The sequence below is a fragment of the Prosthecobacter sp. genome (assembly GCF_029946185.1).
Taxonomy (GTDB): Bacteria; Verrucomicrobiota; Verrucomicrobiia; order Verrucomicrobiales; family Verrucomicrobiaceae; genus Prosthecobacter.
Map to the genome: position 1 here is coordinate 1 of NZ_JAQSEA010000057.1, position 6,321 is coordinate 6,321.

The 6,321-nt window shown below is 59.1% G+C and carries 6 protein-coding genes and 1 pseudogene; 6 read left to right on the top strand and 1 reads right to left on the bottom strand.

The window, feature by feature from the left end:
* From PSV43_RS03765 to PSV43_RS03780, 4 genes and pseudogenes are all read left to right on the top strand, one after another.
* A pseudogene (locus PSV43_RS03765) lies at positions 1–233 on the top strand (hypothetical protein); the annotation flags it as partial.
* A gap of 130 nt (positions 234–363) precedes the next feature.
* Positions 364–1,167, top strand: a complete 804-nt coding sequence (locus PSV43_RS03770) for an ABC transporter permease (protein ID WP_300193932.1) — start codon at positions 364–366, stop codon at positions 1,165–1,167.
* Between the two features lie 3 nt (positions 1,168–1,170).
* Entirely contained in the window at positions 1,171–1,971 is an 801-nt protein-coding gene (locus tag PSV43_RS03775) for an ABC transporter ATP-binding protein (RefSeq protein ID WP_300193934.1), read from the top strand.
* Positions 1,972–2,005: 34 nt separating this feature from the next.
* Positions 2,006–3,055: an MlaD family protein gene (locus tag PSV43_RS03780; RefSeq protein WP_300193936.1), complete on the top strand. Its 1,050-nt coding sequence runs from the start codon at positions 2,006–2,008 to the stop codon at positions 3,053–3,055.
* Positions 3,056–3,073: 18 nt separating this feature from the next.
* On the opposite strand, the gene PSV43_RS03785 is transcribed toward PSV43_RS03780, so the two are convergent.
* Complete coding sequence (locus tag PSV43_RS03785) at positions 3,074–3,706, bottom strand: hypothetical protein (RefSeq protein WP_300193938.1); 633 nt, start codon at positions 3,704–3,706, stop codon at positions 3,074–3,076.
* A gap of 127 nt (positions 3,707–3,833) precedes the next feature.
* On the opposite strand from PSV43_RS03785, the gene PSV43_RS03790 reads away from it, so the two are divergent.
* Together PSV43_RS03790 and PSV43_RS03795 are read left to right on the top strand one after the other, a co-directional pair.
* Positions 3,834–5,426 carry an ATP-binding protein gene (locus tag PSV43_RS03790; RefSeq protein ID WP_300193940.1) on the top strand — a complete coding sequence of 531 codons (1,593 nt, stop codon included), beginning with the start codon at positions 3,834–3,836 and terminating at the stop codon, positions 5,424–5,426.
* A 205-nt stretch (positions 5,427–5,631) separates the two neighbouring features.
* Positions 5,632–6,321 (top strand): hypothetical protein (locus PSV43_RS03795; RefSeq protein ID WP_300193941.1); only part of this gene is annotated, 690 nt, incomplete at its 3' end.

Sequence of the window (6,321 nt, forward strand, 5' to 3'; positions counted from 1 at the left end):
CCATGACCCAGCCCGAGCCAAGCGCCCCTTCGGTGACTCCCTCTGCTCCCACCCCCGCCCCCACCCCTGCGGTCGCTGAGCTGCCTTACGGATCGCCCATCGCTGGCCGCCCTGGTTTCGTGAACAGCCCGTTCGCCGCGAAGCATCAGTTGGTGGACGTCACCGGCCTGCCCGTCGGTATGGAAGTCAAGTGCCCCTACACCGGCAAGCTCTTCCGCGTGCCGCCGCAGTAGCATTCGTTACTACAAGCAGCCGTTCAATATCTTTGCCCCGTCTGGATTCTCTCCAGGCGGGGCTTTTCATTTCCCTCTCAGCGGTTCCGTTATTTGCCTTCAGGCCACAACATGCGATGGTCGGACCGCAATGGATTTCCCCTCCGGCCTGCTTGCCCTTCCGGGCCGCACCTTCCTACATTTTTTAGTCTATCTCGGGCAGATCACTGCACTGATGCATGAGCTGCTGATCGCTTTCCGCTCCGGTGCGTGGCGTCTCAAGCTCGTCGCGCAGCAGATCGTCGCCATCGGATATGGCTCACAGGCGGTGGTCATTGTGACCGGCGCTTTTACCGGCGCGGTGTTCACCTTTCAAAGCTACGCTAAGTTCAAAGAATTCGGTTTTGAGACCACGGTAGGCGCGGTGGTTTCGGTCGCGCTCTGTCGTGAGCTGGGGCCCGTGCTGGCCGGTTTGATGGTCGCCGGTCGCGTAGGTGCGGCGATGGCTGCCGACATCGGTACCATGAAAGTCACCGAACAGGTGGATGCCCTGCGGGTCATGGGCGTGCATCCGGTCGATTTCCTCGTCCTGCCACGCTTTCTGGCGATGATGATCTCCATGCCCTTTCTCGTGGCAGAAAGCATTTCCTTCGGCCTGTTTGCCTCTTACCTGGTGACAAGCTTTGGCTATGACATGCCCTCCGCATGGTATCTCACCCACATGCTCGATCACACGAACATGGAAGATCTCAGCATTGGCATGATCAAAGGTTTCGTGTTTGGCATGCTCATCACTTTGATCTCATGCCATCAGGGGCTTGCGGCAGAAAACGGTGCTGTGGGCGTCGGTCTGGGAACCACCCGCGCCGTGGTCATCTCCTCGCTGGTGCTTCTTATCGTCAATTTCTTCCTCTCCATCCTGCTCAACTACATCTTCCCGATTGGCACCGTCTAAGCCATGGCTGAATCAATCACACGCACGACTCATGCCCCTGCTGCTGGCAACAGCAGCCCCCATGCTTTCATTGAGTTGAAAAACGTCAGCAAGCGCTTTGGCAGCCAGCAGGTGCTGCTGAACATCAACCTCACGATCCAGCATGGAGAGACGCTCTGCTTCATCGGTCCCAGCGGCGAGGGAAAGACGGTGACGCTCAAGCACATCATCGGATTGATCAAACCCGACAGCGGCGAGGTCTTCGTTGACGGCGTGCAGGTGAACCGGCTGAAGGAGCGCGAGATGGCCCCCATTCGGAAGAAGGTCAGCATGCTCTTCCAAGGGGCGGCGCTCTTTGACAATCTCACGGTCGAGCAAAACGTGGCCTTCCCGCTTTTGGAACACGGCGTGCGTGATCGTGCGGAAATCGACCGCCGCGTGCGCGAAGCCCTCCAGGCGGTGGACCTTGATGAACACCGGAATAAATTCCCCACGGCCCTTTCGGGCGGCATGCGCAAACGCACCGGAATTGCCCGTGCCATCATCGACCACAGCGAGTGCATCCTCTACGACGAGCCCAACTCCGGGCTCGACCCCATCGGCTCCGACGTCATCGATCAAATGATTCTGCGCATGCAGCGTCGCTTCAACATTACCTCCATCATCGTCACCCACGACATGCGCAGCGTCTTCAAGATCGCCAATCGTGTGGCCATGCTCTACCGGGGCGAAATTCGTTTTCTGGGCACGCCCACGGAATTGCGTGAGTCCACCGACCAAGTCGTGCAGGACTTTATCAACGGCCATTCCGACATCACCGGTTGAACCCGCCCCTTTCCACCCCCACTCTTCCCATCCCATGATCGACAGCGACAAAAAAACCGAAATGCTCGTCGGACTCTTTCTGTTTATCGGATTGCTCCTGCTCGGTGGCCTCGTCCTTATGTTCGGACGTGTGCGCGAAGTTTTCAAGGACACCTACCATCTGCAAGTCTCCTTTCCAAACGCGGCCGGCATCAAAGAAGGCTCCCCCGTTTTCCTCGGCGGCTCACGCGTGGGCAAGGTGGACAAGAAACCTAAGCTCAACGACACCTTCACCGGTATCATCCTCGACCTCGAACTCTTCAGAGACGTCATGATCCCTGCCGATGCCACCTTTGGCATCGGCTCCGCCGGTCTGATGGGTGACGCCCTGGTGGAAATCAAACCCACTGGCAAACAAACAGATGTCTTCCTGCCGCATGATTATGACAGGATCATCGAAGGTGAAAAAGGCGGCGGGCTCAATGACCTGCAAAGCCAGGCCGAGAAGGTGGCAAAAAAAGTCGATGTGGTCTTGGATGATGTACGCGTCGCACTCAAAGACGTCCAAGGGGCCATGGGCAAGGTGAACAAGGATGCCCTCTCCGACGCCACGATTCAGAATTTCAAGGAGGGCATGGAGCGCCTCAACAGCACCCTCAAGCGGGTGGACGACAAGGTGCTGGGCGAAGAAAATGCACAGACCCTCAAGACTGCGCTCGCCGAACTCAAAGACGCCGCCACCAGCTTCAAAGGTGCCGCAAAAAACTTGGAGGAGTCGAGCAAGAAGCTCGGCCCCATGTTTGACAAGCTCGACCCTGCCATCGCCAAGGCTGACAAGGTTATGGCGACTGCCGATGAATCCCTGCGATCAATCAAAAAGGCTGCTGACACATTCGCTGTGGTTGGTGCCAACATATCATCCGGCAAAGGCCTGCTCGGTGCGCTCATGAACGATCAGCGCTTGATGACCGACTTCCGCGACTTGATCTACAACTTCAAAGTCAACGGCCCGCTGTGGTATAAGGACACGGCGGAAAAACTCCGTGCTGAAGAGGCTAAAAAGCAGCTCGAAGAATCACCGCCGAAACGCGGCATCTTCCGCTGACCCCGTCCGGGCGCTGCCTCACGCCAGCACGGCATGCAGGGTGTGTTCATCCTCGCGGCATTCGGTCAGGATCAACGCCCGCAGCCGCCGTTTGGCACGGTGTAAAGCTGTGCGGAGTGCACCGCTCTGCGGATATGCAGAGCGGCAGCCTCTGACGAGGTTTTCTTCAAGACAGTCCCAGACATAGGCCCGCCCTTGCGCATGCAGTTCCAGACTGCAGGAATGCAGCGCTCTCTCGATCACTCCCCTCGCCCAGTCGCGGTCCAGTTCCTTGTCCGGGGTGGGATGAGCATCTGCCACATCGATGTTCACGCCATTTTCATCGCTGAGAGAAAAGCACGCTACGCCACCACCGCGGCGCTGCCGTGTGCGGTGCTGCCAGCGCTTGATCAAATGTGTGCGCAGCCGGGCAAAGAGAAACGCCGCCTGCTCGCCATGGTCCGCGATAGCCGCCGCGCGCTCGTGCTGACCCTGGGCCACGAGTTTGGCAAACAGCTCCTGCACGGCGTCTTCGGCATCGTGTACTTCACAGCCACGTGCCCGCGCGAATGCGCAGAGCACCGGCCAGTGACGGCTGTAGAGCATGGAGGCTGCATTGTGGGCGGATGAATCTGTGGTGTAACTGGCGGCGTGGTCTTCTCCGAGGTGCATGGCGGGCGATGGGGTTGCTATGCTGATATTGGAGCAACCGCGCATGACACCCGACTGCGCACGAACATTAATTGGCGTTTATCTTCGTGCGCATCCCCGCTCTTCGCATGAGAGTTCGCGCATTCGCATGAACGCCCCGGCCAATATCCGCAGCTTTCGCACACGCCTAGCCTTGCAGACCATGATCGTCGCAGGGACGCTGGTGGCGGGCTTTGGTGCTGCCGCCTGGTGGTATGCCAGCCGTACGCTGGAACGCAGCATCGATGACCGCATCATCGCTCCCGCCCAGCGGGTCTGGAACCGCATCGACCCCTACACAACCGATGAGCAGTTCAAAATGATCGCCGATCTGGTCTTTGGCACCTCTGCGGAACACAATGCCACCCATGCGGTGCTGGTGGTGAAGGAGCATGCGGAAGGGGAAACGCTTTTCGCCACGCCCAACGCGCCCAAAGATCTCGACGTGTACTTCCGCAGTTACTTTCCCACGCAGGAAGAAATCGGGCGCGCAGGACTTGGCGGAGGCCCCGGCCCACCCAGCGGCCGGCGGCGCGAACCACCGCCGCCACGGATGGAAAATGAATTTGACGATCTGCTCGGCACGCCGGGATTTGGCAGGCCCCCACCTCCTCAAGAACATGAACTGCCTTTCCGTCCGCAGATGCCCATGGTGCGGGAGCCTACCACCTTCACCGCACGCTCCGGCGGCACCGACTGGCGCTTTGGGGCCTTCAGCAGCCCGACGTACACCATCTTCATCGGCCTCTCGCTCACAGATTTTTATGCGGAGATCAACCGCATGGCCTGGTGGTACGTGGGCGCTGGAACCCTGGGCCTCGTGCTGGCCGGATTCGGTGCGCTGTGGACTTCCCGACAGGCCATGCGTCCGCTGGAACGCGTCGTCAGCACCGCGCAGCGCCTGACGGCGAGTGATCTGGCAGAGCGCATTCCGGTGCAGCGTGACGACAACCGCGAGTTCGCGCAGCTCATCGACGTGCTCAACGGCATGATGCAGCGCCTCGAAGGCAGCTTTCAGCAGGCGGCACGCTTCACTGCAGACGCCTCCCACGAACTGAAAACCCCGCTCGCCATCATGCTGGCAGATCTGGATGACGCCGTGCGCCACACCACTCCCGGCAGCGCGGAACATGAGCGTTTTGTCTCCCTCTTTGAAGAAGCCTCCCGCCTCAAGCAGATCACGCAAAGTCTCCTGCTGCTCTCCCAGGCCGACGCCGGGCGTCTTCTGCCAACCCACCCCGAAAGCTACGACCTCAGCCTTGATCTTGAGCGCCTTATCGAAGACGGAGAAATCCTCTGCGAGCAGGCCGGGCTCACGCTGGAACATCACATCGAGCCCGGCATCACAGTGCATGCAGACCGCGCCCTGCTGCAGCAGGTGTTTCAAAATCTGCTGAGCAACGCCGTCAAATACAACCGCCCGCAGGGCCGTGTCATCCTGCGGCTTTCCCGGCAGGAGGCGCAGGCGGTCTTTGCCGTCACCAACACGGGCCCCGCCATTCCGGCGGAGAATCAGCAGCGCCTCTTCGAGCGCTTCTTCCGTGGAGACAAAGCCCACACCCGGCAGACAGACGGCTTCGGCCTCGGCCTCAACATCGCCACCGAACTCGCCCGTGCAAACGGTGCAGAACTGCGGCTCGTCAGTTCAAAAGAGGACGAGACGGTGTTTGAGATGCGGATGGTCGCTCAGAGCATCATCTGATCCCGATCATGCGGCGTCTCCCCGAGACATGAGCATGGTAAGCTTGTGGCTGCTCGCGTTGCCTCATCACAGGTAAGTATTATCTTTAACCCGATGCTGGCTTGACTTAAAAATTGCGACTTCTTCTATAAGTGCTTACGCTTAGCTGCCTCAAATCAGTGGATAAGATACCGCAGGTCCTACGTTCCCAGCTCTTTCCTCCATCATGTGTTCCACCTTCCGAAATTTTTGCGTCTTCACCGCCGCGCTCACACTGACCGCCTGCACCCTGAGAGCGCAAGAGACGTCTCCCGATCCTGAACTCGCCTCTCTCCTGCTCGCTTACAAGACCAAGGTATCCTCTGAAGTGCAAACTCCGCTCTTGAAAGCTCAGGAGGAACTGGACCAAAGCTACACTCAGGCGCTGGACCGTGCCCAGCAGAGCGCTACTCTGAAGGGCAAGCTGGATGAAGCGGAAGCGCTGCGGACAGAGAAAGCGGCCTTGGCGGCAAACACCGGGGGAGACCTGCCCCAACTCCCGCCCAAGCTGCGTGAACTTGCCGCCCTGCGAAAAAAATACCTCGACGCTGTGCAGGCGCTTCGCACCTCCATGCAGAGAAAAATTGAGCCACTGCAGAAGGAAATGGTGCGGCAGCTTGAGGCTCTGGCCGTCAAAATGGTGCGCTCAGGCAAGGCTGACGCGGCCCTGGAGGCAAGACAACTGGCCAAAAACTATGCTGAACAACCGGCTGTCTTGGACGGGGATTGGCAGGACCAAAAGGTCACCCCAAAACCCAAAAACATGCCGGTCGTTCTCAAGAAGGGTGATTCCATCAGCACTGTGATGAGTTTCAAACCACCGGTCGAAATTGAGGTCGTGGCAAAGCTTGAAAAGCTCGACCTCCGCCTCGGCTAC

Bases quoted from the DNA above. Each gene is read 5' to 3' on its own strand.
- PSV43_RS03770 (WP_300193932.1), top strand. From the start codon at position 364: ATGGATTTCCCCTCCGGCCTGCTTGCCCTTCCGGGCCGCACCTTCCTA.
- PSV43_RS03775 (WP_300193934.1), top strand. From the start codon at position 1,171: ATGGCTGAATCAATCACACGCACGACTCATGCCCCTGCTGCTGGCAAC.
- PSV43_RS03780 (WP_300193936.1), top strand. From the start codon at position 2,006: ATGATCGACAGCGACAAAAAAACCGAAATGCTCGTCGGACTCTTTCTG.
- PSV43_RS03785 (WP_300193938.1), bottom strand. From the start codon at position 3,706: ATGCACCTCGGAGAAGACCACGCCGCCAGTTACACCACAGATTCATCC.
- PSV43_RS03790 (WP_300193940.1), top strand. From the start codon at position 3,834: ATGAACGCCCCGGCCAATATCCGCAGCTTTCGCACACGCCTAGCCTTG.